Source organism: Novosphingobium cyanobacteriorum (genome assembly GCF_029436685.1).
Classification (GTDB): domain Bacteria; phylum Pseudomonadota; class Alphaproteobacteria; order Sphingomonadales; family Sphingomonadaceae; genus Novosphingobium; species Novosphingobium cyanobacteriorum.
Genome location: NZ_JAROCY010000012.1, coordinates 98134 through 122554, shown reverse-complemented (window position 1 = coordinate 122554; position 24421 = coordinate 98134). Strand labels below are relative to the sequence as shown.

Annotated in this window: 31 protein-coding genes; 14 read left to right on the top strand and 17 right to left on the bottom strand. The window is 66.3% G+C overall.

Annotated elements, in window-relative coordinates; all coding sequences use genetic code 11:
- Nucleotides 1-147 precede the first annotated feature (147 nt).
- The 5 genes from POM99_RS13780 to POM99_RS13760 all read left to right on the top strand — a co-directional run bounded on the left by POM99_RS13780 (nt 148) and on the right by POM99_RS13760 (nt 2271).
- Nucleotides 148-975, top strand: coding sequence for a flagellin N-terminal helical domain-containing protein (locus POM99_RS13780; RefSeq protein ID WP_277278790.1), 828 nt, complete (start codon nt 148-150; stop codon nt 973-975).
- A gap of 363 nt (nt 976-1338) precedes the next feature.
- The gene (locus POM99_RS13775) at nt 1339-1545 is read left to right on the top strand and encodes a cold-shock protein (RefSeq protein WP_277278788.1); all 207 of its coding nucleotides are present in this window, start codon (nt 1339-1341) and stop codon (nt 1543-1545) included.
- A 4-nt stretch (nt 1546-1549) separates the two neighbouring features.
- On the top strand, nt 1550-1810 hold the full coding sequence (gene infA, locus POM99_RS13770; RefSeq protein WP_277278786.1) for a translation initiation factor IF-1: 261 nt from the start codon (nt 1550-1552) through the stop codon (nt 1808-1810).
- A gap of 52 nt (nt 1811-1862) precedes the next feature.
- Nucleotides 1863-2021, top strand: a complete 159-nt coding sequence (locus POM99_RS13765) for a hypothetical protein (protein WP_277278784.1) — start codon at nt 1863-1865, stop codon at nt 2019-2021.
- A gap of 52 nt (nt 2022-2073) precedes the next feature.
- Nucleotides 2074-2271: a hypothetical protein gene (locus tag POM99_RS13760; protein ID WP_277278782.1), complete on the top strand. Its 198-nt coding sequence runs from the start codon at nt 2074-2076 to the stop codon at nt 2269-2271.
- A 7-nt stretch (nt 2272-2278) separates the two neighbouring features.
- Here the strand turns inward: POM99_RS13760 and POM99_RS13755 are convergent, their stop codons facing one another.
- From POM99_RS13755 to POM99_RS13685, 15 genes are all read right to left on the bottom strand, one after another.
- Entirely contained in the window at nt 2279-4021 is a 1743-nt protein-coding gene (locus POM99_RS13755; RefSeq protein WP_277278780.1) for a DEAD/DEAH box helicase, read from the bottom strand.
- Between the two features lie 179 nt (nt 4022-4200).
- Nucleotides 4201-4863, bottom strand: a complete 663-nt coding sequence (locus tag POM99_RS13750) for a nitroreductase (protein ID WP_277278778.1) — start codon at nt 4861-4863, stop codon at nt 4201-4203.
- Nucleotides 4864-5000: 137 nt separating this feature from the next.
- The gene (locus POM99_RS13745; protein ID WP_277278776.1) at nt 5001-5840 is read right to left on the bottom strand and encodes a flagellar motor protein MotB; all 840 of its coding nucleotides are present in this window, start codon (nt 5838-5840) and stop codon (nt 5001-5003) included.
- Nucleotides 5841-5980: 140 nt separating this feature from the next.
- The gene (gene motA / locus POM99_RS13740) at nt 5981-6844 is read right to left on the bottom strand and encodes a flagellar motor stator protein MotA (protein WP_277278774.1); all 864 of its coding nucleotides are present in this window, start codon (nt 6842-6844) and stop codon (nt 5981-5983) included.
- Between the two features lie 37 nt (nt 6845-6881).
- Entirely contained in the window at nt 6882-7811 is a 930-nt protein-coding gene (gene flgL, locus POM99_RS13735; RefSeq protein WP_277278772.1) for a flagellar hook-associated protein FlgL, read from the bottom strand.
- A 20-nt stretch (nt 7812-7831) separates the two neighbouring features.
- Entirely contained in the window at nt 7832-9187 is a 1356-nt protein-coding gene (flgK, locus tag POM99_RS13730; RefSeq protein ID WP_277278770.1) for a flagellar hook-associated protein FlgK, read from the bottom strand.
- 4 nt (nt 9188-9191) lie between these two features.
- Nucleotides 9192-9536: a rod-binding protein gene (locus tag POM99_RS13725; RefSeq protein ID WP_277278768.1), complete on the bottom strand. Its 345-nt coding sequence runs from the start codon at nt 9534-9536 to the stop codon at nt 9192-9194.
- Complete coding sequence (locus tag POM99_RS13720; protein WP_438823014.1) at nt 9533-10645, bottom strand: flagellar basal body P-ring protein FlgI; 1113 nt, start codon at nt 10643-10645, stop codon at nt 9533-9535. The genes POM99_RS13725 and POM99_RS13720 overlap by 4 nt, the downstream gene beginning before the upstream one ends.
- Nucleotides 10646-10656: 11 nt before the next feature.
- Nucleotides 10657-11406, bottom strand: a complete 750-nt coding sequence (locus POM99_RS13715) for a flagellar basal body L-ring protein FlgH (RefSeq protein ID WP_313792135.1) — start codon at nt 11404-11406, stop codon at nt 10657-10659.
- A gap of 18 nt (nt 11407-11424) precedes the next feature.
- Nucleotides 11425-12213, bottom strand: a complete 789-nt coding sequence (flgG, locus tag POM99_RS13710) for a flagellar basal-body rod protein FlgG (protein ID WP_277278766.1) — start codon at nt 12211-12213, stop codon at nt 11425-11427.
- A gap of 14 nt (nt 12214-12227) precedes the next feature.
- A complete protein-coding gene (locus tag POM99_RS13705; protein WP_277278764.1) occupies nt 12228-12968 on the bottom strand; it encodes a flagellar basal body rod protein FlgF in 741 nt (246 codons plus the stop codon).
- 45 nt (nt 12969-13013) lie between these two features.
- Complete coding sequence (locus POM99_RS13700; protein ID WP_277278761.1) at nt 13014-13826, bottom strand: flagellar hook-basal body complex protein; 813 nt, start codon at nt 13824-13826, stop codon at nt 13014-13016.
- Nucleotides 13827-13853: 27 nt separating this feature from the next.
- A complete protein-coding gene (locus POM99_RS13695) occupies nt 13854-14117 on the bottom strand; it encodes a flagellar hook assembly protein FlgD (protein WP_277278759.1) in 264 nt (87 codons plus the stop codon).
- Nucleotides 14117-14527, bottom strand: coding sequence for a flagellar basal body rod protein FlgC (gene flgC / locus POM99_RS13690; protein WP_277278757.1), 411 nt, complete (start codon nt 14525-14527; stop codon nt 14117-14119). Before flgC ends, POM99_RS13695 begins: the two co-directional genes overlap by 1 nt.
- Before the next feature lie 3 nt (nt 14528-14530).
- The gene (locus POM99_RS13685; protein ID WP_277278755.1) at nt 14531-14878 is read right to left on the bottom strand and encodes a flagellar basal body rod protein FlgB; all 348 of its coding nucleotides are present in this window, start codon (nt 14876-14878) and stop codon (nt 14531-14533) included.
- Nucleotides 14879-15074: 196 nt separating this feature from the next.
- Between POM99_RS13685 and POM99_RS13680 the strand changes: the two genes are divergently transcribed.
- From POM99_RS13680 to POM99_RS13645, 8 genes are all read left to right on the top strand, one after another.
- Entirely contained in the window at nt 15075-15797 is a 723-nt protein-coding gene (locus tag POM99_RS13680; RefSeq protein ID WP_277278753.1) for a MotA/TolQ/ExbB proton channel family protein, read from the top strand.
- Nucleotides 15794-16315: a hypothetical protein gene (locus tag POM99_RS13675; RefSeq protein WP_277278751.1), complete on the top strand. Its 522-nt coding sequence runs from the start codon at nt 15794-15796 to the stop codon at nt 16313-16315. The genes POM99_RS13680 and POM99_RS13675 overlap by 4 nt, the downstream gene beginning before the upstream one ends.
- Before the next feature lie 29 nt (nt 16316-16344).
- Nucleotides 16345-16866 carry a flagella basal body P-ring formation protein FlgA gene (locus tag POM99_RS13670; RefSeq protein ID WP_277278749.1) on the top strand — a complete coding sequence of 174 codons (522 nt, stop codon included), beginning with the start codon at nt 16345-16347 and terminating at the stop codon, nt 16864-16866.
- A gap of 163 nt (nt 16867-17029) precedes the next feature.
- Complete coding sequence (gene flgM / locus POM99_RS13665) at nt 17030-17320, top strand: flagellar biosynthesis anti-sigma factor FlgM (RefSeq protein ID WP_277278747.1); 291 nt, start codon at nt 17030-17032, stop codon at nt 17318-17320.
- Nucleotides 17320-17697 carry a flagellar protein FlgN gene (locus POM99_RS13660; protein WP_277278745.1) on the top strand — a complete coding sequence of 126 codons (378 nt, stop codon included), beginning with the start codon at nt 17320-17322 and terminating at the stop codon, nt 17695-17697. Before flgM ends, POM99_RS13660 begins: the two co-directional genes overlap by 1 nt.
- 89 nt (nt 17698-17786) lie before the next feature.
- Complete coding sequence (locus POM99_RS13655) at nt 17787-18710, top strand: lysozyme family protein (RefSeq protein WP_277278743.1); 924 nt, start codon at nt 17787-17789, stop codon at nt 18708-18710.
- A 6-nt stretch (nt 18711-18716) separates the two neighbouring features.
- A complete protein-coding gene (locus POM99_RS13650; RefSeq protein WP_277278741.1) occupies nt 18717-20825 on the top strand; it encodes a flagellar biosynthesis protein FlhA in 2109 nt (702 codons plus the stop codon).
- A complete protein-coding gene (locus tag POM99_RS13645) occupies nt 20822-21553 on the top strand; it encodes a sigma-70 family RNA polymerase sigma factor (protein WP_277278738.1) in 732 nt (243 codons plus the stop codon). The genes POM99_RS13650 and POM99_RS13645 overlap by 4 nt, the downstream gene beginning before the upstream one ends.
- Nucleotides 21554-21621: 68 nt before the next feature.
- Here the strand turns inward: POM99_RS13645 and POM99_RS13640 are convergent, their stop codons facing one another.
- Nucleotides 21622-22311: a L,D-transpeptidase family protein gene (locus tag POM99_RS13640; RefSeq protein WP_277278736.1), complete on the bottom strand. Its 690-nt coding sequence runs from the start codon at nt 22309-22311 to the stop codon at nt 21622-21624.
- Nucleotides 22312-22508: 197 nt separating this feature from the next.
- Between POM99_RS13640 and POM99_RS13635 the strand changes: the two genes are divergently transcribed.
- Nucleotides 22509-23198, top strand: coding sequence for a retropepsin-like aspartic protease family protein (locus tag POM99_RS13635; RefSeq protein ID WP_277278735.1), 690 nt, complete (start codon nt 22509-22511; stop codon nt 23196-23198).
- Here POM99_RS13635 and POM99_RS13630 read toward each other — a convergent pair.
- A complete protein-coding gene (locus tag POM99_RS13630) occupies nt 23149-24405 on the bottom strand; it encodes a DUF418 domain-containing protein (RefSeq protein ID WP_277278733.1) in 1257 nt (418 codons plus the stop codon). The two genes, POM99_RS13635 and POM99_RS13630, sit on opposite strands and share 50 nt — an antisense overlap.
- Nucleotides 24406-24421: the final 16 nt, after the last annotated feature.

Sequence of the window (24421 nt, the reverse complement as noted above, 5' to 3'; positions counted from 1 at the left end):
AAGTGAATCAACTTATATCCGGCAAATCGCCGCCGGTGGGGGGCTTAAACCCGGCAAGATCCTGCCGGTCTTTGCCGTGGCAGCCGCGTCGATCCCAATTCGACCCCGGGGCCACCTTGGGAACGACCCACTCACTGGAGAAACACAATGGCGGTTATCAACACCAACATCAGCGCGATCCGCGCTGCCAACGCTTCGAACTCGGCCGGCAAGATGGCCCAGACGGCGATGGAACGCCTGTCGACCGGCAAGCGCATCAACAGCGCCAAGGACGACGCCGCGGGTCTCGCCATCGCCACCTCGATGACGGCGCAGATCAAGGGCATGAGCCAGGCGGTCCGCAACGCCAACGACGGCATCTCGCTGTCGCAGACCGCGGACGGTGCGCTGAACGAAGTGACCAACATGATGCAGCGCATCCGCGAACTGGCCACCCAGTCCGCTTCGGGCACCTACCAGGACGCCACCGACCGCGCTTACATGCAGACGGAAGTTGACGAACTGACCGCTCAGATCGACCAGGTCGTCAGCAACACCAAGTTCAACGGCGTTGCCCTGTTCGACGGTTCGACCGCCACCGTGACGGTGCAGACCGGCGCCAACGCGACCGATACCGTTGACCTTGCCATGGCCGACCTGACCACGCTGGCCGCCAGCGGCGGTGCTGCCGGTTCCTATGACGTTTCGACCGCCACGGCTGCCAACGGCCAGCTGACCGCGATCGACACCGAACTCGACTCGATCTCCAGCGCCCGTGCAACGCTCGGTGCCGGCCAGAACCGTCTGGAATCGGTGGTCAACAACCTGAACGACAACATCACCAACCTGTCGGACGCCCGTTCGCGAATCCAGGACACCGACTATTCTGCAGAAACCACGCAGATGGCGAAGGCCCAGATCCTGTCGCAGGCCTCGACCGCGATGATCGCCCAGGCGAACCAGAGCCAGCAGAACGTGCTGTCGCTGCTCCGCTAAGAATAGCGTGACGACCGAATGACCATTGCCTGCCTCCACCAGGCAAGTCGCCTGTCTCCTCCGGGAGTCTCCACCAGGCGAGTGCCCGCCTCCACCGGGCGCGTCGGCCCGGCGATCTACGGATCGCCGGGCTTCGGTCGTATCTGAAATGCTCCAGTGAGTTAATCGGGGCGCAGGAGGTTAACCGCCCTCCTGCGCCCTTCTTCTTGACTTTTCGCAGGTTTGCGCCCACATGGTGCTTGCTATCGTCGCCTGCGACGGAATTTGACGCCCCTCAAGCGGCGGATACTTCCCCTCTCACGCTACCAGCTCTGCCCGGCGCACTTGCCGGCGGAAAACCTGTTTTCGTGAAAGGAAACACCCATGCCGATCGGCACCGTAAAGTTCTTCAATTCCGACAAGGGTTATGGCTTCATCGCACCCGAGGACGGTTCGCCCGACAACTTCGTGCACATCAGCGCGGTCGAGCGGTCCGGAATGGGCACGCTGAACAAGGACCAGCGCGTCAAGTACGAGCTGGAAACCGACCGCCGCGGCAAGACCGCAGCCGTGAACCTGGAAACGGTCTGATTCCATGGCCAAGGAGGATCTCCTGACGCTGGATGGCCAGATCGACGAAATCCTTCCCGATGGCCGGTTCGGCGTCATGCTCGAAAACGATCACCGGATCATCGCCTACACTGCGGGCAAGATGCGCAAATTCCGCATCCGCTCGATCGTGGGTGACCGGGTCAAAGTAGAGATGACGCCGTACGACCTCACCAAGGGTCGGATCGTCTTCCGCGAGAAGATCGCGGGAGGCGGAGGCGGCGGCAACTTCCGCAAGCGGCGCTAGCGCCCAGCAATCACTGACTAACGGGCGCGCTGCGGCGCGCCCCAGGATAACAATGCAACTTTTTCGTACTTTGAACGTTTCAACTCGCAATCACCCTATCCATCGTTCCAACGGCGAGCGCTTGCGCGCGATGTCTTCGGCGCTTCGTCCGGTTTCGCCGGGCCTGACGCGCCAGGAACTTCAGGCCATCGTCATGGATATGGTGGACTGACCCCATTCCGGCATGGCCCAACGGCCGTGCCGGCACCAGACGGAGACCGACAATGGCCGTACCCGAGGAATTCTACCTCCAACAGGCCGCGCTCAGCGCCCGTTCGGCTTCCGAAACAGATCTTCCCAACCTTCGCGACAAATACCTGCGCTCGCAGGCCGCGTGGGAAGTGCTCGCCCGTCGCGAAGTGGCGACGCGCACCGCCCGCGAAAAGCGTGAGGCGGACAAGGCGACGATGATCGTCGCCTGATCCAGATTCAGGCCCGGGGGGGCTTGCCGGGACCGCGTGGTCCCTTGCGGTGCCCCCGGTCTCCCTGACCTTCCCTGAAATCGCGACGCTGCATGGAGCCGTTGGGCCTTCCACCGCGCGGGCCACGCTGCAATTCCGGCGGCGTTCCGTGCGCCTGTTCGATGGCGATGCCGCTTTCGTCCTCGGCCCCTTCGCGCCCAGTGCGCTTCAGCGCGGCCTTGAACTTGGCCTCGATGGCGCGCGGCACCTGGAACCAGGTTTCGTTCGGCAGGATGCGGATCGCGCCGATCTCGCCCTTGGTCACATGGCCGCGACGGCACAGCAGCGGCAGGATCCAGCGCGGATCGGCGTTCTGCCGGCGGCCCACGTCCATGCGGAACCACAGCGTGTCGTCAAACCCTTCGCGATGATGCGCCTTGCGCGGATCGGCGGTGCGTTCGGAAATGTCGATCAGGTCTTCGGGCTGGGGCAGGGCCTGCAGCTCTGCACGCACCAGCGCCAGGGCCACGGCCTGCGGGCCGAGCAGTTCGAGAAGGTGATCGGCGACGGCCTGTTCGTCCTCGGCCACTTCGGTGGGCTGCGAAAGGCGCTCCACCAGGCGCGCCCGGTCCTGCTCGCGGATTGCCGCGGCGCCCGGCACTTCGCGCCATTCCACCGCGATCTTCGCGCTGCGCAGCATCATCTCGACCCGGCGACGGCGCGGGTAGGGGACGACCAGCACGGCCGTGCCCTTGCGCCCGGCGCGGCCGGTGCGGCCTGACCGGTGCTGCAGCGTTTCCGCATCGCGCGGCAGTTCCACATGGATGACCAGATCGAGCGTGGCGATGTCGATGCCGCGCGCGGCGACGTCGGTTGCCACGCAGACGCGGGCACGCCCGTCGCGCAGCGCCTGCAAGGCATGGTTGCGCTCGTTCTGGCTGTGTTCGCCCGAAAGCGCCACGGCTGCAAAGCCGCGTTCCGCCAGCACGCCGTGCAGCCGGCGCACGTTTTCGCGCGTGGCGCAGAACAGCATTGCGGTGTGCGATTCATGATAGCGCAGCAGGTTGACAACCGCGTGCTCGATATCGGCCGGAGCGACGGTTACCGCATGATAGGTGATGTCGCCATGGCCACGCCCGGCCTCGATCGTCGAGATCTGCAGCGCATCGCGCTGATAGCGCTTGGCCAGTGCGAGGATCGGCTTGGGCATCGTGGCCGAAAACAGCAGCGTGCGCCGGCCGCCCGGCGTGGCATCGAGTAGTTCCTCGAGATCCTCGCGGAAGCCCATGTCGAGCATTTCATCCGCTTCGTCGAGCACGGCGAAGGCCAGGCGCGACAGGTCGAGCGCACCGCGTTCCAGATGGTCGCGCAGGCGACCAGGGGTGCCTACCACAATGTCCACGCCTTGCGACAGCTGGCGGCGTTCGCGGATGGGGTCCATCCCGCCAACACAAGTGGCGATGCGCAGGCCGGCCTTCTCGAACAGCCAGACAAGCTCCTTGGCCACCTGCAGCGCCAGTTCGCGCGTGGGCGCAATGATCAGCGCCAGCGGGCCATCGCCATGCTTGGTCATGGGCGAAAGCGTCAGAAGCTCTTCCGCCATGGCCACGCCAAAGGCCACCGTCTTGCCGGAGCCTGTCTGCGCCGAAACGATCAGGTCCCGGCCGCGCGCCTCATCCTGCAGAACCGCACCCTGCACGGCGGTCGGTTCGGCATAACCCTTTTCGGCAAGAGCTTCGGCAATGGGTGTGGGGAGACGGGTAAATGGCATGGTGTATCGCGATCGAAAGGCTGGCGGACCAGTGAAATGCATGGGCGCCACTGCAGGCGCATCGGGCGAGGCGGCGCGTCCCATTGAATCCCAAGGGGCACGCTTCGGTTATCCTCTTGCGCGCCCCTTAGACCTGTTGTGCGTTTCGCGCTACCCCGGAACCGCGCGCCCCGATCAGCTCAGTCGAAACCCACGAAACGAACGTGATCGGCCAGCGCCACGCGCTCGCGCGGGAAAGCGTTGACCGGGCTTGATTCATCGCGCCAGCCAATGGCCAGCCCGCAGAACAGCAGCACATCATCGCCCAGGCCCAGGTGCGCCTTGATTGTGCGGCCGAACATGCCCATGAATTCCTGCGGGCAGGAGTCCAGCCCTTCTTCGCGCAGCAAGAGCATGATCGTCTGCAGCCACATGCCGACGTCCGACCACTGCGGTTCCTTCATCAGCTTGGGGAAATGGCACAGCAGCAGCACGGGTGCACCAAACGAGGTGAGGTTGGAGGTCATGAACTTGTGGCGCGCCTCCGCATCGTCGCGCAGGATGCCCATGGCGCCATACATCGCCGCACCCACCGCACGGAGGCGGTTCTGGTATTTCTCGACCTGCCCGGGGGCGGAAAAATCGTATTCCAGCGGATCGTCAGGCGCGCTGGCGAGCAGCTTCGCCTGAAGGTCCTTCAGGGCCGAGCCGGTGAGTACGTGCGCTTCCCAAGGCTGGAAGTTGCACCCCGAAGGAGCCATTCGCGCCCGGTCGAGAACGCGTTCGATCGTCTCGAGCGGAACGGTCTGGTCAAGGAAAGCCCGCACCGATCGGCGGGTGGCAACGGCTTCGGCAACGTTCATTCACTGATCTCCGGTGTGTTTGGCGCAAGCGCTCAATCCCGGTATCAGGTTAACCGTCTGGTTAAGGCGGTCAAGCCGACAGTCCCTCCAGCCAAGCATCGCTTGCTGGAAGAACCGCAGCTTGGTGACGCTTTGCTTCAATCCAGCAGCAGGATGCTCATGCGGCGGTTGCGGGGATCGCTCGGGTTTTCCGAGATCAGCGGTTCCTGATCGGCCACGCCCTCGATCCGGCGGAAGCGCTTGTCGGTCACCCCGAAGCGCATCAGCGCCTGGCGGGTGGCTTCGGCGCGGCCTGCCGAAAGCGACCAGTTGTTGAGGCCGGCATCCGCCTTCCACGGCAGCGCATCGGTGTGGCCGCGCACGGTCACACCGCCAGGTTCGGGCGCAATGGCCTCGCCGATGGCCTGCATCAGCTGCATCGCGTCGGGCGTCAGGATGGTGGTGCCCAGCCGGAACATCGAGAAGTTGGCGTCGTCCATCAGGTCCAGCCGGATGCCGTCGGGCGTCATCGTCAGCTTCACCTGCTTGGCCAGCTGGCGCAGCTTTTCGCTCTTTTCCAGCGTCTTCTTCAGCCGTTCCTGCAGCGTGGCGGTGCGTTTCACCTTCGATCCGCCATCCTTCGGCCCGCCGGTGGCATCACGCGGCACGGTCAACGTCTTGCTGCCGGTCTGCCCGGCGGCATGGGGATAGCTGTCGACATCGGTCAGCGACGATCCGCCGAGCACGCCATAGCCGCCGGCGCTGCCTTCCTTGGTCTTGACCAGGGTGGGCGTGAAGTAGTCGGCAATGCCCTTGCGCTGCTTTTCGGTGGTGGCGCCCAGCAGCCACATCAGCAGGAAAAATGCCATCATCGCGGTCACGAAGTCCGCATAGGCGACCTTCCATGCACCGCCATGGTGCCCGCCAGCGACGACCGTGATCTTCTTGACGATGATCGGCGGTGGCGGCTCGTTCTTGCCCTTGGGCGGCTTTGCCACGGCTTAATTCCTTTCCGCGTTCGCGGAAGCGGCACCAGCCCGCTCCCCCGCCCGGCCATCCGCGAGAGCACCCTGAACGGGTGGCCGGGCGGGGGAGTGGGCCGGTGCCGCCTGCGTTTCTGTGAAACTGAAACGCACAATCAACGCCCGCGCAGCGCGTCGAGCAGTTCGGACAGGCCGGGACGGAACGCGTGGCCAAGGCCCGAACGCGCGCTTTCCACCACCAGCGGCTGCGGCCAGCCGTGCAGTGAGGCGATGATCACCTGCTTCACCGCGTGGAAGATCATCTCGTCCTGGTCCAGCACCTGCTTCAGCCGTCCCGCCAGCGGCGCGACCATGCCATAGGCAAGGAGCACGCCCATGAACGTGCCGACCAGCGCCGAGCCGATCATCGCGCCCAGGATTGAAGGCGGCTTGTCGATCGAGCCCATGGTCTTCACCACGCCGAGCACCGCGGCCACGATGCCCAGCGCGGGCAGCGCGTCGGCCAGGCCCTGCAGCGCGTGCTGCGCTTCGGCCTGTTCGTGGAAATGGGTCTTCATCGCGTGATCCATCACGTCTTCCACCGCGTGCACTTCCAGCGTGCCCGACGAGACGACGATCAGGGTAAGCGTGTCGCAGATCAGCGCGACCAGTTCCTTGTTGGTGAGCAGGCGCGGGAATTCGGCGAAGATCGGCGAGTTCTTGGGATCGGTCACGTGGCTTTCCAGCGCCACCGGGCCATCGCTGCGCAGGATCTTCATCAGCCGGGTGCACAGCACGATGGCGTCGATGTGGTCCTGCTTGTTGTGCTTGGGCCCCTTGAACACCTTGCCCAGCCCGGCGCCGATGCCCTTCAGCTCGTGCATCGAGTTGCCGGTGATCGTGGCGCCCAGCGCGGCGCCGCCGATGATGAGCATTTCGTGTGGGATGGCATGCATCACGGGGCCGAGCGCACCGCCGGTGATGGCGAAGCCGCCGAAGACCATCGCGAGAAGGACGACGATGCCGATGCCTGCGAACATGGTGTCTGGGTATCCTGGTTAAAGTCGGTCTGGCGGGTCAGCGCAGAACGTCGAAGAGCGAAAGGCCGGCGAGCTTGGCGAAGCTGGCCTGGCTGGCCTGCAGCACGGTGGCGAGTTCCTGCATCCGCACCACGGCCTCGGTGGTGTCGGTTCCGCCTATGTCGGATTGTTCGCTGGCGCGGGTCTGCGCCATCGCGGTCTGCCGCTCCACCGTCATGTCGATCCACGTCAGTCGGGAACCGACCACGGTCTGCGCGGTGGTGACGGAGTCCAGCGCGTTCGACAGCGTATCGAGCGAGGTGCTGGCCAGCGCCTGCGACGCAGGGCCACCGGCCTTGAGCGCGTCGGCCAGGTTCTTGACCAGCGACATCAGGTCGGTGTTGTTGCCCGCCTTGTCCTTGAACTCGATGAACTCCGGCCCGGTCAGGCTGCGCGTCACCGTCTGGCCGTCGCCCAGCGAAAGCTCGCCCGCCGCGCCGTTTCCGGCATAGCTGGTCACGCCGGTGGTCGCATCGACGGTGTAGGCATCGCCCGCCACGTCGCCGCCGAACAGCGCGTGTCCGTTGCTGTCCCGCGTGTTGGCAAGGTTGACGAGGTCCTTCTGGATCTGCCCGAGTTCCGAGCCGATCGCGGCGCGCTGGGTGTCGGGCAGGGTGCCGGTGGCCGCCTGCGTCGCCAGCTCCTTGATCCGCACGATGTAATTGCTGAACTGGGTCAGCGCCGAATCCGCAAGGTTCAGGTCCGACGTGGCGCGGTTGGCTGCGGCGACATCGACTTGTCCCAGGGCGTCCGAGCGCTGCAGCGCGCGCAAGCGCGAGGCGGCGAGCGGATCGTCGGACGAGGTGGTCAGCCGGTTGCCCGAGCTGATCTGCGTCTGCAGCTTCTCCGCCTGGGTGCGCAGGCTTTTCAGGTCGAGCGTCGCCCGATCGTAGAAGGCGCTGGTGCTGGTGGAGAAGATGCTGCTCATGGGCTTCTACCTGTTTCCGCTCATCTGATCTGGAGCAGGGTGTCGAAAAGGTCTGCAGCCACCTGCATCACGCGCCCCGAGGCCTGGAAGGCCTGCTGGAAACGCACGAGGTTGACCGCCTCGGTATTCAGATCCACGCCCGATTGGGCGGAAAGCGCGGTCGCTGCCGCGTCGGAAATGGTCTTCAGCGCATCGCGCGTCACCGTGCGGCCCGAAACCGTGGCCGAAACGTCGAACAGGATCGCGTCCATCCGGCCCGCCGGATTGGTCGTGGCCAGGTCGCTCAGCATCGCGTCGAAGTTGGTGGTGTCGCGGCTGTTCTGCAGCGATCCCGCGGCTGCCGTGGCGATCTTGCTGCCATCACTGGTGGCGAGCGCAAAATCGGCAGCGTTGTTGGCGGTAAACAGGTTGGCGCCAGTGGCGGCGTTTAGGTCAACGCCGTTCTTCTGCGCGTCGTTCACCGTCTTGGCGATGTCGCGCGCCAGCTGGTCGAGATCCCCCTTCACCGAACCGAGCTTGGTCAGCGTCTGCTGTTCGCCGGCCAGCGAACCGCCCGAAAGCGTCACCGGTGCCCCGCCAACGTCAAAGGTCACCATGCCGTCCAGCGTCGGATCGGTGGAGCTGGAAGTGGTCATCGCCAGTGCATAGGTGTCGCCACCCTGCACAAGCGTTGGCGCCGATCCGCCGCCGATCGTCACCGCCACCGTGCCATCGCTGGCAAACGTGGTGGTGATGTCGGCATACTGGCTCAGGTCGTTCAGCAGCTTGTCGCGCTGGTCGAGCAGGGCAGTCTGGTCGCTGCTGGCGTCGGCCGCGCGGGAAAGGCGCAGGTTGGTGCGCGCCAGTTCGCCAGCGATGCGGTTGATCTGGTCCACCCCGTCGGCGGCGTTGAAGCGCAGCCCGGTGCCTACTGCGTCGATCTGCTGCGAGGCGATCTGGAACGTGTCGGTCATCGTCCGCGCGGCTTCGATCACCGAAGCGCGCAGGCTGGGGCTGGTGGTGTCTTCCTTCAGCTTCTGCAGCGCACCTTCAAAGCCGGTGATCGCGGAATAGACGTTGGAATTCTCCAGCGCCGCCTCCACGCTGCTCAGCCCGGTCACTTCGGTGCTGGCGCGCGCGGTGTCCGATCCGGTGCGGCGCACTTCCGCCTGGCGGAATGCGTCGGCGTTGCGGATCACGCCTGAAATGCGCACGCCCGAAAGCGAGACGTCGCGCACCGCACCCTGGTATCCGGTGGAGGCGACCTCGGTCATCTTGGCGGTGCGGCGGATATAGCCTTCCGACGACGCGTTGGCGATGTTCTGGCCGGTCACGTCAAGCGCGATGCGCGCCGCCTTGGCCCCGCTGGCGCCGATGGAGAGGAGGTCGCTGGACATGGCTTCAGCCTTCCTTGGCCGGGTTTGCCGGAGCGGTTGCGGCCGGCGGCGCGATCATGCGCGCAAGCTGCGCCTCGATCTGCCTGGCAAGGCCGAACGCACCTGATTGCGAGGCGATCTCGGCAAAGCGTTCGTCACGCATCTGGGTGAAGGTGTCGTGCCCCTGATCGTTGCCGAGCAGATCGTTCCCGCCGAAATTGTCCGCCCGCGCGCTCGACAGCATCTGGCGAACGAAGATCGCTTCGAACGCCTGCGCCGCCTCGCGCAGCTTGGCGCGTTCGGGGGACTGCGGCTGGCCGGCGCTTGCGCCGGTCGCCAGAACCGATGCCGTGGTGGAAACGGTGCTCATATCACCTCCATCTCCGCCTTGAGCGAGCCGGCTTCCTTCAGCGCCTCAAGGATCGCCACGAGGTCCGACGGAGAGACGCCCAGCTTGTTGAGCGCATCGACCAGTGAGGACAGCGAAGCGCCCGGCTTGAACAGCGCCACGTGCGCGGCCTGTTCCTCGGCGTTGATCTGGCTGTTCGGCGTGATCGCGGTCTGGCCGCGGCTGAACGGCCCGGGCTGCGAAACGGTGGGTTTTTCGTCGATCTTCACCACCAGCTTGCCGTGGCTGATCGCTGCGGGCGAAAGGCGCACCGCGCTGTTGATCACCACCGTGCCGGTGCGGCTGTTGACGATGACCTTGGCCGGGGTTTCCGCCGGGGTCACGTCGATCATCTCGATCGCGGCCATCATGCTCGCGCGACGGTCCGCGCCGTCGGGCAGGCGCAGCGCCAGCGTCACCCCGTCCTCGACAGAGGCGGTCTGGGGAAAGCGGGTGTTGATCGCATCGCGCACGCGCGCGGCGGTCATGAAATCGGCCTGGAAAAGGTTCCAGCGCAGCACTTCGCCGCTGTCGAACCCGGTCTGCACCGCACGTTCCACGCTGGCACCGTCGGCGATGCGGCCCACGGTTGGCACGTTCACGGTCAGCGATGATCCGTCCTTGGCGGTGATGCCAAGGCCGCCCACGGCCAGGTTGCCCTGCGCCATGGCATAGATCTGGCCATCCGCGCCATAAAGCGGCGCCATGATCAGCGCGCCACCGCGCAGGCTCTTGGCCTTGCCGATGGTGGAAACGGTCACGTCGATGCGCTGGCCGGGTTTGGCAAACGCGGGCAGGTCGGCAGTGATCATCACCGCTGCCGCATTCTTCAGCCCCGGCGAAACGCCCGGCGGCAGCTGCAGGCCAAGCCGGCCCGAAACGCCGCGCATCGCCTGCGTCACGTAATCCAGGTTGTCGTCGCCCGTGCCGGGCAGACCAACAACGATGCCATATCCGGTCAGCTGGTTGGTACGCACGCCCTGATAGGCGCCAAGGTCACGCACGCGGTCGGCGTGGGCGAGGGGGGCCATCGCCGCCGCGAGCACAAGGCCCAGCAGGGTGACGCAGGAGCGAAGAAGGCGGTCGGTCATCGTCAGCCTCCTCAGAACGGGTTGATCGCGTTGAAGAAGCGGCCCAGCCAGCCTTCGCGGCTCGCGCTGGTGATCGTGCCGTTGCCGGCATATTCGATCCGCGCATCGGCCACGCGGGTGGATACGATGGAGTTGTCGGCATCGATGTCGCCAAGGCGCACGATCCCCGAAAACTGCACCCATTCCTGGCCCTGGCTCAACAGCAAGCGCTTTTCCCCTTTGACGAGGGCCGTGCCGTTCGGCCTGACTTCGGCGATCGTCACCGAAACCTGGCCGCCGAGCGTGCTGGTCTGCGACGCATTGCCCTGCCCGTTGAACGACGCGGAACCCGAAGGATTAAGGGCGTTGGGGTTGATGAACGAAAGCGGCCCCGCGCTCGGGGGGGTAAAGCTGAACGATCCGTTCTTCTGCTTCTTGCCCGCGGCGGACTTCGATGTGGTCAGGCTTTCCACCAGAACGATGGTCAGCGGATCGCCCACCGCGTGGGCGCGGCGCCCTTCCACCAGCGCGGCATAGCCGTTGTTGACGTTGAAGATCGATCCGTCTGCCGGGCGGACCGGTGCGGCCTGAGGCATGGTGGGGGCAAAGCCTTCCGATGGCTTCACCCGGGCATGGGCCAGCGCCGGATAGGCGACCGCCAGCGCAATCGCTGCGGGCACCACGATCACCGCCAGCACGCGCAGGCCCAGCGGCCGCTCCTGCGGCTGCACCGGCACCACCATCGGCAGGTCGAAGCGGGAGTCGAAGGGAGAATGCATCATCGTCCTGACTGGCTTGGATTAAAGTGTCTGGTTGGCGTTCTTGAGCATCTCGTCGACGGCGGAGACCATCTTCGAGTTGATCTCGTAGGCGCGCTGGCACTCGATCATGTCGACCAGCTCTTCCACCACGTTCACGTTCGATGCTTCCAGAAAGCCCTGGCGGATGTGGCCGCGCCCGGCTTCGCCCGGCGCGCCGATCTGCGCCTGCCCACTGGCGGCGGTTTCCTTCAGGAAGTTGTCGCCGGCCGATTGCAGGCCGCCGGGATTGGCGAAGCTGGCGATCGTCAGCTGGCCCAGCTGGGTCGGCTCGGCATTGCCGGCCACCACGGCGGAAACCGTGCCGTCCTGCGCCACGGTGATGGAACTGGCGCCCTCCGGGATGGTGATCGGCGGCTGCACGATATAGCCCTGCGCCGTCACCAGCTGCCCTTCGGCCGATCGGCTGAAGTTGCCGGCGCGGGTATAGGCCAGCTGCCCGCCGGGCAGGCTCACCTGGAAGTAACCGTCCCCGTCCAGCGCAAGGTCCAGCGCCGCGCCGGTGGTCTGCAGCGAACCCTGGCTGTCGATGCGGGTCGTTGCCTGAATGCCCACGCCGGTGCCCAGGTTCAGCCCGGTGGCATAGGCGGTTTCGCCCGAGGACTGCTGCCCGGCCACGCGCGCGTCCTGATAGGCCAGCGTGGCGAAGTTGGCGCGGTCGCGCTTGAAACCGGTGGTGCCCACGTTGGCCAGGTTGTTGGCGATCACGCGCATGCGCGTGTCCTGCGCCTCAAGCCCGGTGCGGGCGACGTGAAGAGCGGATGAAGGCATGGGTGTTCAGTCCTTTACGAAAGGCGCATGAGCTGCGCGGAGCCTTCGTCGACTTCGCGCGCGGTTGATACGAGCTTGGTGCGGATGTCGAACAGGCGCTGCGCCTCGACCATCTCGACCAGAATGGCGGTGGGATCGACGTTGGACTGTTCCAGCGTGCCGACCTGGATCCGGGCGTCGTCGTTGTTGGGCAGCACGCCGCCCCCGACCACGCGGAACAGGCCATCCAGGCCCTTCTCGATCTGGCTGCCTTCGGCCGAGGCGATCTTCAGTTTCGCCACCTGCTGCGCCGGGGCGTCGGGCTGGTCCGGGTTGCTGACCAGCACGGCGCCATCGGGCCCGATGTTGACCTTCGATCCCAGCGGCACCGTCACCGGGCCGCCGTCGCCCACCACCGGCCGCCTGTCACCGTTCACGAGCACGCCGGTCGGATCGATCGAAAGGTCGCCCCGGCGGGTATAGACCTCGGTTCCGTCCTCGGCCTGCACCGCCAGCATGTCCCGCCCGGTCATCGCGATATCCAGCGGGTTACCGGTCTGGACCATCGCCCCCTGCTTCATGCTGGCGCCGCGCACTTCGCCTTCGGTCATCGACCGCGCCTCCAGGCTCGGCCCCTTCAGCGTCATCGGCACGGCGTTCAGCATTTCGGCGCGGAAGCCCACGGTCTGGGCGTTCGCCATGTTCGAAGCGATCACGCGCTGGCGCGTGGTCGATCCGGTCATGCCCGAATAGGCGGTGTAGATCAGGCGGTCCATGTCAGGTGGCCTCAGTTAAGTCCGCAGGTTGATGCCGTCCGGCGATTACGTCCGGAGATTGATGATCGTCTGCGAAATCTGCGTGGCGGTATCGATCGCCTTGGCGTTCGCCTGGAAATTGCGTTGCGCGGTGATCAGGCCGACCAGTTCCTCGGCGATGTCCACGTTCGATCGCTCCAGCGCGCCCGAAAGCAGGCTGCCGTACTGGCCGTTGCCGGGCTGGCCATAGGTCGCCGCGCCCGAAAGGCCGGTCGCGCTCCAGTTGGAGGATCCTTCCTGGCGCAGGCCGCCGGGCGAAATGAACGTGCCGATCGCCACTTTGCCGATCACCGTGTTGGTGCCGTCGGCATAGGAGGCGGTCACGTTGCCGTTCTCCGCCACGGTCACGCCGGCAAACTCGGCGCCTCCCGCGTTGGTTGCGGGAATCTGGGCATCCTGCAGCGTTGTGCCGGTGACGTTGCCGGTGGCGTCGGTGGGGAATACCTGCAGGCGGTTTTCCGATCCGTCCTGGATGAACCCGCCGCCATCGACCGAGAACGAGCCATTGCGGGTATAGAACGTGTCGCCGGTCAGGCTCGATTTGGTGGTGAAGAAGCCGTCGCCGTTCACCGCCACGTCCAGTGCCGAACCGGTCTGCTCGATCGCGCCCTGCGAGAAGTTCTGGTTGATCGCCTCAACCGTCGCGCCGATCCCCTGGATCAGCTTGGGGTTGGTGAAGGCGCTGCCGGCCACGATGTCGGCAAATTCGGTGCGGCTCTTCTTGAAGCCGTTGGTTTCCGAGTTGGCGATGTTGTGGCTGATCACGCCAAGGTCGGTCTGCGCGTTCTTGAGGCCGTTGAGCGAGGTATAGAAGGACATTGCGGCTGCCTTTCAGGTAAAGTGGGATCAGGCGGTCTTGGCGACGAGCTTGCCGATCTGGTCGGAGATCGTCTGGAGCTTGTCGTTGGTCGATTGCGCGGCGGAGAGGCTGGAGAACTGCGCCAGCTGCGCCACCATCTGCGCGTTGTCGACCGGGGCGGTGGGGTCTTGGTTGTTCAGCTGCGCGGTCAGCAGCTTCAGGAAATCGCCCGCGCCCATTGTGCCCCAGCTCTTGTGGTTGGGCATGCCGTTCAGCGTGGTCGAGGTGGTGTTGGTTACGGCGGTGGTCATCACTTCATCCTCATCGTTTCAAGCATCAGCTGCTTGGCGGTCTGCATGGCTTCCACCACGTTCTGGTACTGGCGGCTCGCCTCCAGCATCTCGACCATCTCGGCGTTCTCATCGACGGGAGCGCCCCAGGTGTCGCCGTTGGCGTCGGCCATGGGATTGTCGGGATCGTGGGTGCGGATCGGCGTGGCCGTCGTGCGATAGACGCCCTGCACCTTCACCGTTGAAAGGCCGGTGGCCTGGTCCAGCTCCTGCGCGAAGACGGGGCGCAGCGGGCGATAGGCTTCCTGCTCGGTGGCGGAGACGGTGCCCGCGTTGGCAAGGTTCGATGCCGATGCGTTCATCCGCACCAACTGCGCGCTCATCGCGCGGCCGGCCACGTCGAACAGGCTCATGGGGTTGGGGCCTGCCATCGTTTATTCGCCCTTGATCGCGCGGGTCACGGTTTCGATCCGGCCCTGCAGGAAGGAAAGCGTCGCGGAATATCCCACCGCGTTCTCGGCGAATGCGGTCTGCTCGGTGGCCATTTCCACCGTGTTGCCGTCCATGCTGGGCATCACCGGCATGCGGTATCGGGTGGAGGCGGCCACCGCCTTGTCCTCGCCCGCGCCGCCGCTCATCGCCTTCAGCGCGCTGGCGAAGTCGATGTCCTTGGCCTTGTAGCCGGGCGTCGCCGCATTGGCGATGTTCGAAGTCAGCAAGCCCATGCGCTGCGAACGCAGTTCCAGGGCCATGCCGTGGATGCCGAAAAGGCTGTCGCTCATGGTGCCGAATGCTCCATACGGTTTTTCCTGCCCGTATATCAGCAAGCACCGTGCCAATTGCCGCACAGGGCCGGTTTTGCCTCCGTTCCGGCAGCCAGGCGGCAAGCGCTTGCCGGGTGCGGCAAAGTTCGTCCGCCCCTGAAAGCGAAAAGCCTGCCGCCGTTCTTTGGTGCTGAGGAGGCTCCGCGCAGCGCACATGAACCTTGGTCACCTGGTCGATCCGGCTGCCGCCGCGATCGTTGTCGGCGGCACGCTTGTCGCCACCGTGCTGCGCGCGGGGGTGCAGGATTGCGCCCAGACCCTGCGCGCCCTGTCGGAACTGTTTCGCCCCGCCTTCGATGCCGATACCGTGCGTGGTGAAGTCGCCACGCTCGCCTCGCAGATCCGCGTTGACGGCATGTTCCGCGCGCGCCCGCGTCACCTGGGCGACATTGCCTTTGACGAGGCGACCGATGCGATGATCGAACAGCGCAGCACCGAGGCACTGTTCGAACGCCACGCCTTCCACGCCCGCGCCCGCATCGATGCCGCCGTCGCCGCTGTCCGCACGCTGACCATGGCGGCCGATCTCGGCCCCGTGTTCGGCCTCGCCGGCACGCTCGTCTCGCTCAGCAACCTTCCGTCTCAGGGCATTGCCCGCTCGATGTTCATGGGCGCCATCTCGATGTCGGTGCTCACCACGCTCTACGGCCTGCTCTTCGCCAACCTCGTCCTCGCCCCGCTTGGCCGCGCGGTCGAGCGCCGGTGCGAGCGCGAGGAGGCGGAGCGGCAGGAGATCACCGAATGGCTCGCCGCGCAGGTTCAGCGCGTGCTGCCGCATCCCGGCCCGGTCTCGTTCCACGCCCACGCACAGCAGCAGCACCTGCAGGGCCATTTCGCGCAGACCCCGCACGCCGTTGATCCGCGCGAGGCGGCATGACCGCGCAGGGCATCATCCGCGCCCGTCTTGCACATGGCTTCGCCAATGGTATCGGGGGCCAGGTCCGCGCCCCGGCTTCCTCGTGGCAGACCATCCTTGCGGACCTCTGCCTGATCCTGTTCATGGTCACCGCCTCGGCCTTGGCCAACGCGCCTGACGCCCCGCTCGAACCCGACGCGCCCGAACCCTCGCGCGCGGTCGCCAAGGCGCCACCGCCGCCGCCACCGCCCCCCATCCAGCCTTCCATCCGCGCCGAACCGGTCGGCGTGTGGACCGATGGCCCGGGCGCGCCCCCGCTGGCGCAATGGCTGCAGACACAGGCCGCCGATCCTCGCCTGCGCGTCACCATCGCCGTGCGCTATGCGCGGGACAGCCGCGAGATCGCGCTAGGCCACGCCGCGCGCCTCAGCGAAGCCGCCGGGCCCCGCGCCGCCACCGCGCGCATGGTGGTTGAACCGGGCAGGGCCGATGGCGCCAGCGTCTCGGTCGGCTATGATTCCGAAGATGCGATCAACTAGTCTGGCACGCTGCTTGCTTTGTTGGGGGCATGACCCACAAGGCTCTCCTCGCGTTCGCCCTGCCTGCCGCCGCCGCGCTTGCGGTGCCGGCCCAGGCTGCTCCTTCGCCTTTCACCGACCTCGCCAGCGTGGACAATGCGGTCGCGGCCTTCACCGGCCAGCCGATCGGCGTGCCCGGCGGCGCTGCCACCCCGGTCGATCGCCGTCTGCGCCTGGCCCGCTGCAACGCGCCGCTGGCCCTGTCATGGCGGGGAGACCGGCATGACAGCATTCTGGTGCAATGCCCCGATGTTGGCGGCTGGCGGCTGTACGTTGCCGTTACCGGCAATTCCCAGCCGGGCTTCGGGCAGGCTGCTGCCACCCCCGTCGTCTCGCGCGGGGATATGGTCACCATCGCGCTTACCGGCGATGGCTTCTCCGTCTCGCAACCGGGAGAAGCGCTGGAAGGCGGCGCGGTGGGCAGCTGGATCCGCGTGCGCACCGCGGCCAAGGCCGATCCGATGCGCGCCCGCATCATCCGCCCCGGCTTGGTGGAGATGCCGATCGAATAGCGAGGCAATCTTAACCCCTCCTGCGATAGCCCTGCAGTGCAAGCTGCGGGGATTTCGCTGTTGTGGCAACGATTTGTAAAATTTTTCTGCCCCGGTCTTAAATCCCCTTAAATCCCCCCTGCATCTTCCGTTCTTCCTCCTGAGCATCGCACAGGAGCGGACCATGTCATCGTTTGAAATCGGAGCATCCCGCCCGGTTGGCGCGATTCAGGTCAAGACCGTCGCACCAACCCCGGCCACCCCCACGCCTGCCACCGTGCAGGCACCGGTAGCCTCGTCGTCGGCAGCGCAGGTTGAGACCAGCGACGCCATAAAGGCGGGCGACGCGCCCATCGACGTCGAGCGCGTGAAGACCATTCGTCACGCCATCGAAACCGGCACCTACCCCGTGATCCCGACCAAGATCGCCGACGCCATGATTGCGGCCGGCATGCTGCTGAGGAACCCGCAATAATGGCTCATGCGCTCGCGTCGGTTGATACCAATGCCGCTCCGATCACGCAGTCCCTGCAGCTGCGTGATACGCTGCGGCAGATGCTTGCCGTGCTGGAAGATGAACGGCATGCGCTTGCCGGTCTCGAGATTGACGCGATCATGGCCTGCGCCGTCAGCAAGGATTCGCTGTGCGGCCGGCTTGATACCACCGACCACGCCCTGGTGGATGAAGAATGCCGTGGCCTGCTGGATGCCGCGCGCCGGCTGAATGAGGCAAACCGCCGCGTTCGCAACCTTATCGCCGCCAATGTCGCGGCCCGGCTTGATGCCATGACCGGCCAGCCCGCGCTCTATCGCGCCAATGCCGCGCCCGCCCGGATCGGCCTCGTCCGCTGATTTTCGGCAGCAGGGCCGCCAATTGGCACGCCCTTTGCTGAACCCCTTTTTGCCGCGCCTGCTGCAGGGCGCGCAAGAAGGGGTTTTTCGTGTCTTCAGTCCAGGCATTTCCCGGGCAGGCCATACCCGCGGCGGCAACGTCCGGGGGCGAAGTGCATGCCGCCATTGCCAATGCGGCGCAGGCCACCGGGGTCGATTTCGGCTATCTGCTGGCGCAGGCCCGGCTGGAATCCGGGCTCGATCCTTCGGCGCGCGCGCCCACGTCCAGCGCGCGGGGGCTCTATCAGTTCACCGGTTCCACCTGGCTGCGCACGCTGGACAAGCACGGCGCATCCTATGGCCTCGATTGGGCCAGCCAGGTGATCGATGGCGGCGCGGTGCGTGATCCGGCCATGCGCTCGCAGATCCTCGCTCTTCGCAACAACCCGCAGGTCTCGGCGCTGATGGCGGGCGAGCTCGCCAACGACAATCGCGATTATCTCGCCGGCGTGCTCGGTCGCCAGCCCGACAATGCCGAGCTTTACCTTGCCCACTTCCTCGGATCGGAAGGGGCAGGGCGCTTCCTCACCGCACTCTCGTCCGATCCCTCGCAAAGCGCCGCGGCACTCCTGCCAAAGGCGGCCGCCGCCAACCGCTCAATCTTCTTCGGCGCTGGCGGGCCGCGTTCCGTGGGGCAGGTCATGGATCTGCTGCGGGGCAAGGTCGAAGCCGCGATGAATGGTGGCTCTGCCACCGCGTTCGGCGGCGGCATCGATGGGCTCGAAATGGCCGGTTATGGCGCCTTCGTCCCCTCGGGCTATGCCGCATCTGCCACAGAAGATCGCCCGCAGTTCACCGGCGGGCCGGTGGCGCAGGAATTCCAGGCCGCGGCCCAGGGCTCCGGTGGCGCTTCGATGGCCGATACCCTGCGCGATGCCTTCGGCCTCGTCGATGGCGGCGCAGGCTCATCTTCCTCCTCCGCGCCGGGCCATGTCCGGGCCGCCTATTCCGCGCTCCGCGCGCTGGGGATGTAACCGGCCATGCTGAAACGCTTCGGTTCGGTCAGCACGCTGGCGTTGCCTGCGGGTATCCTCACGCTCATCGTCCTGATGGTCGTGCCGATCCCGTCGGTTCTGCTCGATGTGTTCTTCGTGCTCAACATCGCGCTTTCGGTCGCCATCCTGATGGCGGCGATGAATGCGGAAAAACCGCTCGATTTCTCCTCGTTCCCCAGCGTGCTTCTGTTCGCCACGCTGCTGCGGCTCTCGCTCAACGTCGCTTCCACGCGCGTGGTGCTGGTCAATGGCCACACCGGCGGCGCGGCGGCGGGCCACGTGATCGAATCCTTCGGCGAATTCCTGATCGGCGGCAATTTCGCCGTCGGCCTGTTCGTCTTCATGATCCTGATGATCATCAACCTCGTCGTGGTCACCAAGGGCGCGGGCCGCGTGTCCGAAGTGTCCGCCCGCTTCACCCTCGATGCCTTGCCGGGCAAGCAGATGGCCATCGATGCCGATCTCGCCGCCGGGCTGCTCACCGCTGAAGAAGCCAAGGCCCGCCGCCGCGAAGTCGCGACCGAGGCCGATTTCTACGGCTCGATGGACGGCTCCAGCAAGTTCGTGAAGGGCGATGCCGTCGCCGCGCTGCTGATCCTGGGCGTCAACATCATCGCCGGCTTCGCGCTCGGCATGATCAGCCACGGCCTCTCGGCCGGCGATGCCGCGCAGAAATACATCACGCTGGCCGTGGGCGATGCGCTCGTGGCGCAGGTGCCCTCGCTGCTGCTCTCGATCGCCGCCGCCGTCATCGTCACCCGCGTGTCCGACAGCCGCGATCTTGCCGGCCAGATCGGCGGCCAGTTCGCCGATCCGCGCACGTGGCTGCCCGTGGCCGTAATCCTTGGCGCCATCGGCATGATCCCGGCGATGCCGCAGACCATCTTCCTGCCCGCCGCCGGTCTCGCCGGCTGGCTGTGGTGGAGCCTGAAGCAGCGCGCGGAACGCCTGAAGAAGGTGGTCGTGGTGGAAGAGGAACCGCCTGCCGTCGATCCGGGCCGGATCACGCTCGAGGAAGTTTCCGATCACACCCTCGTCACCATCGAACTCGGCTATGGCCTCGTCCACCTTGTCGATGAAAAGCGCGGCGCGCCGCTGGTTGCCCGCCTCACCGGGGTACGCAAGCAGCTCAGCCAGGCCTTCGGTTTCGTGGTGCCGCAGTTCCGCGTGCGGGATTCGCTGGAACTTGCACCGGGTGAATACCGCATCCTGCTCGGCGGCGTGAACGTCGGCTCGGCGGTGCTCCGCCCCGAACGCATCCTCGCCATCGATGCGGGTGAAGCGCGCGAAAATCATGATCTGATCGGTGAACCCACCCGCGATCCCAGCTTCGGCTGCCCCGCGCTGTGGATCGATCCGACCAAGCGTGACCAGGCGATTGCCGAAGGTTTTCTCACCGTGGATGCCGGCACTGTTGTGGCCACCCATCTCAACCAGTTGTTGGGGGAACGGCCGCAGATGCTGCTCGGCCCGGACGAGGTCCGCGCCATTCTCGACAGCGTGCGCGAACGCGCCTCAGGCCTGGTGGAAACCATCCATCCCAACCCGCTGTCGCTCGGCATGATCACCCGCCTGTTCCACGCCCTGCTGGAAGATGGCGTCTCCATTGCCCATCCGGTGCCGATCCTGCGCGCACTGGGGCAGGGGGTGCTGCAATCCACCGACCACGATCGCCTGATCGATCTCGTGCGTGCCGAACTCGGTCCGCAGATCGTAGGCCGCGTCTGTGCACCGCATGAACGCCTGCCCGTTCTCACCCTCGAAGGCGGGCTTGAAAACATGATCGTGGGCGGGATGCACGATCCCACCACCGGCCAGCCGGTGATCGAACCAGACCTTGCCCGCGCCATTGGTGAGCGCGTGGCCGATATCGTGGCTGAACGCGGCCCCGGCGCGGTTCCGCCGGTGCTCGTCGTCCAGCCGCGCGCCCGTCGTGCGCTCTCCGCCCTGCTGCGGATGCGTGCGCCCACCTGCACCGTCATCTCGATCAGCGAGCTGCCGCCGACGCAGCCGATCGAGGTCATTTCCGTGATCGGCGGGGAGCCTCAACCGGCCCCCGCGCTTGGCCACCAGCCAGAGGTCCTTGCCGCATGAAGCACGACCATCGCACTTTCGCCGCCGCCCGCGCCTATCGCGACGATGCGGCAGACCGGATCCGCCGCTTCCTTCCCATGGTCCGTCGCCTGGCGTGGCACGTCCACGGCTCCGGCCGCGCCGGAATAGAGCTGGAAGACCTTGTGCAGGCCGGCCTCGTCGCCCTGACCGAATGTTCCCGCAAGCATTCCGGGCCGACCGAGGATGGCTTTGCCGCCTATGCCAAGTTGCGGGTGCGGGGGGCGATGGTGGACCTTGTCCGCCGGACCACGCCGATGTCGCGCGCCGCGTCAGATCGGCGCAAGTCCATCCGGGAACATACGCAGGCGCTGGCGACCACCCTGGGGCGCGATCCGACCGAGGCGGAACTGGCTGAATCCATGGGGATTTCCGGCAACGACCTGGCCGACATGCGGGCGGCGAGCGAACCGCTGCGCTTCGAAACCATCGACGAAACCTACTCCGACAGCGACATGGCCTTTGCCGATGACCGGCCGGATTCCTTCGCGCTGCTGGCTGACAACGAATCCCGCGCGCAAGTGGCCTCTGCCATCGCCGGATTGCCCGAACGGCTGCAGATGGTGATCCAGCTGTACTTCGTGGAAGAGCTGAATCTCGCTGAAATCGCTCAGGTTCTCGACGTCAGCGTACCGCGCGTGCACCAGTTGAAGGCGCAGGCGCTGGACAAATTGCGCGCCGCATTGGGTGACGATTTCGACGTACTTTGAGAACGACTGAGAAGGGGTTGAAACGGACTGAGAGGGGGTTGAAGTCGATTGAGCCCCCCTGAAACGGCCTAGAGCGCGTGGTCCGTTCCGGCCATGATCGGGTCACCCACGCCAATGCGCTTGCCGTCGGTGATGATCACCCTGTCGCCCAGCTTGGCCTGCGCGAAGAGGCGGCGGGCGAACTCGTCGGGCACGCCGATGCAGCCGTTGGTGGCGTACCCCTTTTCCACCTTGCTGCCGTGGATCGAAACGCCATCGTTGGTCAGGCGCAGCATATAGGGCATCGGCGCGTCATAGATGTTGGAAACGTGGTCGGCGTCCTTCTCGCTGATCGGGAACACGCCGGTCGGGGTGGGCTTGTCGCCATAGCCCTTGAGGATCGCGGTCGCGCCGATCTCGTGCCCGTTGCGAAACACCGAAAGCGTGCGCGCCTCGAGGTCCACCGTCACCACTAGAGGACCGGGTTCGCTCTTGCTCTCGTCCCAGAAGAACTGGCCGAACTTGATGGGTTCTTCGATCTTGAGGATCGACTTGACCACGAAGGGGCTGTCGACCGGGGCCGGGGCAGGCGCCTTTGCCAGCGGCTTGGGCGCGGCCTGGTGCACCGCCGGGGCAGCCTCGGCCTGGCTCTTGCCGAACAGCATCTGCGCGGCATCGTGGCCGACATTGAACGCCAGCAGCGAGGCGAGCGCCATCGCCACCGTGCCGGCCCCGGCACGGAGCCAGCGGTTGCGGATGAGGTCGAGCGGCGAGTCCATGTGTGGATAGATAGCGTAAACGCATGCGGATGCGAGGGGCGCAAATTGCGCGTCCCGGCGCGGGACGGCGGGGGTTTCAGGGATTAAGGGAGAGGGTTAACAGAGGCGGTGGGTTGCGTATGTCGGCTCGCCCCCACCCCAACCCCTCCCCTGAAGGGGTGGGGCTTCTTTCAGGTGGGGGCAAGGTTGGGGCGGCTATGCAGGCGCGGATGGACAGGTTCTACCAGCCGCTCGAGGCCGCCAGCCCTTATCTGGCGCATCTGCCGCCGCTGATCGTGGCGGCGCTGGCGGCGATCGTGCTGACGATGATCGGCGGGGTGGTTGCGCGGCGCCTGCCGATGACCGGCAACACGCTGCGCTTTATGGGCAACGTGGTGCTGATCGTGGTGTTCTGCCTTGCCGCGCTGCGCTTCGTGCGGCTGGACCCCACGTTCGATTCGCTGGGATCAAGCATCGCCCTGCCGGCGCAGACCGTTTCGGGTACGGAAACGCGCGTGCCGCTTTCTGCCGACGGGCATTACTGGATCGAGGCGCGGCTGAACGGCACGAAGCAGCGCTTCATGGTCGATACCGGGGCGACGCTGACCACGCTTTCCGAGGACGTTGCGGATGAGGCCGGGATCGGCGCCGATCCGCTGGCGCTGCCGGTGGTGATGCGCACCGCCAACGGGCAGGTGCAGGCGCGCATGGGCCGCGCGGAAAAGCTGCGCTTCGGATCGATCGAGGCCAGCGACATGGACGTGGTGATCGCGCCTTCGACCGGCGGGCTGAACGTGCTGGGCATGAACTTCCTGACGCGGCTGAAAGGCTGGCGCGTGGAGGACGGCGTGCTGGTGCTTACACCGAAGAAGCCGGTGGCCGAGGCGAGCGAAAGCCCAGCCACGTAAGCCCCCAAGTTAACTGGCGCCACAGCGTCTCCAGCGGCCCGGATGGGTGCCGCGCCAGCCACCAGCGCGGCCAGGCCAGCATCGCCACCCAGCCCAGCAGCACGAACAGCGGCAGCAGGGCGCGCGGCATTTCCGGCCCCAGGCCAAGGCCCCAACCGGAAAAGATCGCGGCCATCAACACCGTGGTGCCGAGATAGTTGGTGAAGGCGCACCGCCCGGCGGCGGCCAGCGCCTGCCCCGCTGCGCCATCGCGCAGGCGCGGCCAGAGCAGCACCAGCAAGGCGGCATAGCCCATGGCCATCAGCAGGTGTTCCGGCGCGGAGAGCGCACCGCCCAGCACCAGCATGGCGTGGGGGGGAAAGCCGTGGCTTCCTGCCCAGCCGATCAGGCCCAGCGCCATCAGGCCGCCCGCGCCGATGCCGATCGCGGCGGTGCGGCGCAGCGCAGCATGGCTCCACCCGCCGCCAGTGAAGAAGCCGGTGCGCAGCATGGCCATGCCCAGCAGCATCAGCGGCAGCGTTTCGGTGAGGGTGTGGAGGAAGGTTTCAAACGGCAGGAACGGTGCGGTGGACAGGCGCAGCCGCAGCGCCGCGAGAAACCCGGCGTTGATGATGCGGGTGTCATCCGCCATCGAGGCGGCGATGCGCTGCATCATCGCGGCCTGCTCGGCCACCTCCGCCGCCGCGCCTTGGCCCGCCAGCACGCTTTGCTCTGTGGCGATACCCATGACATCGCCCGCCGCATCCAGCGCATGGGGCACGACGAACAGCGCGAGGCCCGCAATCACCAGACCGGCTGGAGCCATGCGCCGCAGCGCCAGCGCCATCAGCCCGCACAGCGCATAGGGGAACAGGATGTCCCCCCACCACAGCAGCAGGTAATGCAGGTATCCGAACAGTGCGAGCCACAGCAGGCGGCGCGCCTGCGCCCAATCGGCACTGGCGCCGCGCCGCTCCGCCGCATCGGCAAACAGCACCATGCTCGCCCCGAACAGCATCGTGAACAGCGCGCGCATCTTGCCCTCGAACACCACGAAGGCGAAGGCGAACCACGCCTCCGCGCCGGGATCAGGATGCGGCAGGCGGGGGGAGAAGCTGGCGAGCGTAGGGCCCCAGAAGCCGGTGATGTTGATCGCCAGAATCCCCAGCACGGCCACCCCGCGTACGAAGTCGATCGCGGCGATGCGGGTGGCGGCGGCAGGCGTCATGCGCTGCGGATGGGGC

Bases quoted from the DNA above. Each gene is read 5' to 3' on its own strand.
- POM99_RS13685 (WP_277278755.1), bottom strand. From the start codon at position 14,878: ATGAGCGACAGCCTTTTCGGCATCCACGGCATGGCCCTGGAACTGCGT.
- POM99_RS13650 (WP_277278741.1), top strand. From the start codon at position 18,717: ATGCTGAAACGCTTCGGTTCGGTCAGCACGCTGGCGTTGCCTGCGGGT.
- POM99_RS13660 (WP_277278745.1), top strand. From the start codon at position 17,320: ATGGCTCATGCGCTCGCGTCGGTTGATACCAATGCCGCTCCGATCACG.
- POM99_RS13705 (WP_277278764.1), bottom strand. From the start codon at position 12,968: ATGGACCGCCTGATCTACACCGCCTATTCGGGCATGACCGGATCGACC.
- infA (WP_277278786.1), top strand. From the start codon at position 1,550: ATGGCCAAGGAGGATCTCCTGACGCTGGATGGCCAGATCGACGAAATC.
- POM99_RS13750 (WP_277278778.1), bottom strand. From the start codon at position 4,863: ATGAACGTTGCCGAAGCCGTTGCCACCCGCCGATCGGTGCGGGCTTTC.
- POM99_RS13775 (WP_277278788.1), top strand. From the start codon at position 1,339: ATGCCGATCGGCACCGTAAAGTTCTTCAATTCCGACAAGGGTTATGGC.
- flgL (WP_277278772.1), bottom strand. From the start codon at position 7,811: ATGAGCAGCATCTTCTCCACCAGCACCAGCGCCTTCTACGATCGGGCG.
- POM99_RS13670 (WP_277278749.1), top strand. From the start codon at position 16,345: ATGACCCACAAGGCTCTCCTCGCGTTCGCCCTGCCTGCCGCCGCCGCG.
- POM99_RS13640 (WP_277278736.1), bottom strand. From the start codon at position 22,311: ATGGACTCGCCGCTCGACCTCATCCGCAACCGCTGGCTCCGTGCCGGG.
- POM99_RS13635 (WP_277278735.1), top strand. From the start codon at position 22,509: ATGCAGGCGCGGATGGACAGGTTCTACCAGCCGCTCGAGGCCGCCAGC.
- flgG (WP_277278766.1), bottom strand. From the start codon at position 12,213: ATGCCTTCATCCGCTCTTCACGTCGCCCGCACCGGGCTTGAGGCGCAG.
- POM99_RS13645 (WP_277278738.1), top strand. From the start codon at position 20,822: ATGAAGCACGACCATCGCACTTTCGCCGCCGCCCGCGCCTATCGCGAC.
- POM99_RS13630 (WP_277278733.1), bottom strand. From the start codon at position 24,405: ATGACGCCTGCCGCCGCCACCCGCATCGCCGCGATCGACTTCGTACGC.
- motA (WP_277278774.1), bottom strand. From the start codon at position 6,844: ATGTTCGCAGGCATCGGCATCGTCGTCCTTCTCGCGATGGTCTTCGGC.
- POM99_RS13720 (WP_438823014.1), bottom strand. From the start codon at position 10,645: ATGACCGACCGCCTTCTTCGCTCCTGCGTCACCCTGCTGGGCCTTGTG.
- POM99_RS13760 (WP_277278782.1), top strand. From the start codon at position 2,074: ATGGCCGTACCCGAGGAATTCTACCTCCAACAGGCCGCGCTCAGCGCC.
- POM99_RS13675 (WP_277278751.1), top strand. From the start codon at position 15,794: ATGACCGCGCAGGGCATCATCCGCGCCCGTCTTGCACATGGCTTCGCC.
- POM99_RS13755 (WP_277278780.1), bottom strand. From the start codon at position 4,021: ATGCCATTTACCCGTCTCCCCACACCCATTGCCGAAGCTCTTGCCGAA.
- flgC (WP_277278757.1), bottom strand. From the start codon at position 14,527: ATGGCAGGCCCCAACCCCATGAGCCTGTTCGACGTGGCCGGCCGCGCG.
- POM99_RS13780 (WP_277278790.1), top strand. From the start codon at position 148: ATGGCGGTTATCAACACCAACATCAGCGCGATCCGCGCTGCCAACGCT.
- POM99_RS13765 (WP_277278784.1), top strand. From the start codon at position 1,863: ATGCAACTTTTTCGTACTTTGAACGTTTCAACTCGCAATCACCCTATC.
- flgM (WP_277278747.1), top strand. From the start codon at position 17,030: ATGTCATCGTTTGAAATCGGAGCATCCCGCCCGGTTGGCGCGATTCAG.
- POM99_RS13725 (WP_277278768.1), bottom strand. From the start codon at position 9,536: ATGAGCACCGTTTCCACCACGGCATCGGTTCTGGCGACCGGCGCAAGC.
- POM99_RS13700 (WP_277278761.1), bottom strand. From the start codon at position 13,826: ATGTCCTTCTATACCTCGCTCAACGGCCTCAAGAACGCGCAGACCGAC.
- flgK (WP_277278770.1), bottom strand. From the start codon at position 9,187: ATGTCCAGCGACCTCCTCTCCATCGGCGCCAGCGGGGCCAAGGCGGCG.
- POM99_RS13715 (WP_313792135.1), bottom strand. From the start codon at position 11,406: ATGATGCATTCTCCCTTCGACTCCCGCTTCGACCTGCCGATGGTGGTG.
- POM99_RS13680 (WP_277278753.1), top strand. From the start codon at position 15,075: ATGAACCTTGGTCACCTGGTCGATCCGGCTGCCGCCGCGATCGTTGTC.
- POM99_RS13695 (WP_277278759.1), bottom strand. From the start codon at position 14,117: ATGACCACCGCCGTAACCAACACCACCTCGACCACGCTGAACGGCATG.